Annotated in this window: 1 protein-coding gene; it reads right to left on the reverse strand. The window is 48.0% G+C overall.

Features of this window, described 5'->3' with window-relative positions; all coding sequences use genetic code 11:
- Window positions 1-766 (reverse strand): flavodoxin-dependent (E)-4-hydroxy-3-methylbut-2-enyl-diphosphate synthase (ispG, locus tag ACWHAR_RS26220; RefSeq protein ID WP_452088315.1); only part of this gene is annotated, 766 nt, incomplete at both ends.

Here is a 766-nt window from a genome sequence, read left to right on the forward strand (position 1 = left end):
CAATTTCTTTTTTGAGTTCTTCTACCATCGTTTCCTCTGGAACCTTACGGACAATTTTCCCTTTCCGGAACAGTAGCCCTTCACCGCGTGCGCCGGCGATTCCGATATCAGCTTCTCTCGCTTCACCAGGTCCGTTTACAGCGCAGCCGAGAACAGCAACTTTAATCGGCGCTTTTATCTTAGAAATATACTCTTCCACTTCATTGGCAATGCTGATTAGATCAATCTCAATACGGCCGCAAGTCGGGCAAGAGATGAGCGTGGCAGCATTGGAGGCTAAGCCGAAAGATTTCAGAAGCTCCCTTGCTACTTTTACCTCTTCTACAGGGTCTGCGCTTAGTGAAATGCGCATGGTGTTCCCGATGCCTTTGCTTAAAATTGCGCCGAGTCCTGCTGCGCTCTTTACTGTGCCGGCAAACAGTGTTCCTGACTCGGTGATCCCGAGGTGAAGCGGGTAGTCAAACGCTTTCGCCGCTTTTTCATAAGCCTCGATTGCAAGGTTCACGTCAGAGGCCTTCATGCTGACAATAATATCGTGAAAATCAAGATCCTCAAGAATTTTAATGTGATGAAGTGCGCTTTCTACCATTCCATCGGCAGTCGGATAACCGTATTTTTCTAAAATGCGTTTTTCCAATGAACCGGCGTTTACTCCGATCCTGATCGGAATGCCTTTGTCTTTGGCCGCTTTAACAACCGCTTCAACTTTTTCACGTCGACCGATGTTGCCGGGGTTGATGCGGATTTTATCTGCGCCGCCTTCAAT

This window comes from Bacillus sp. LR--39, assembly GCF_053613335.1.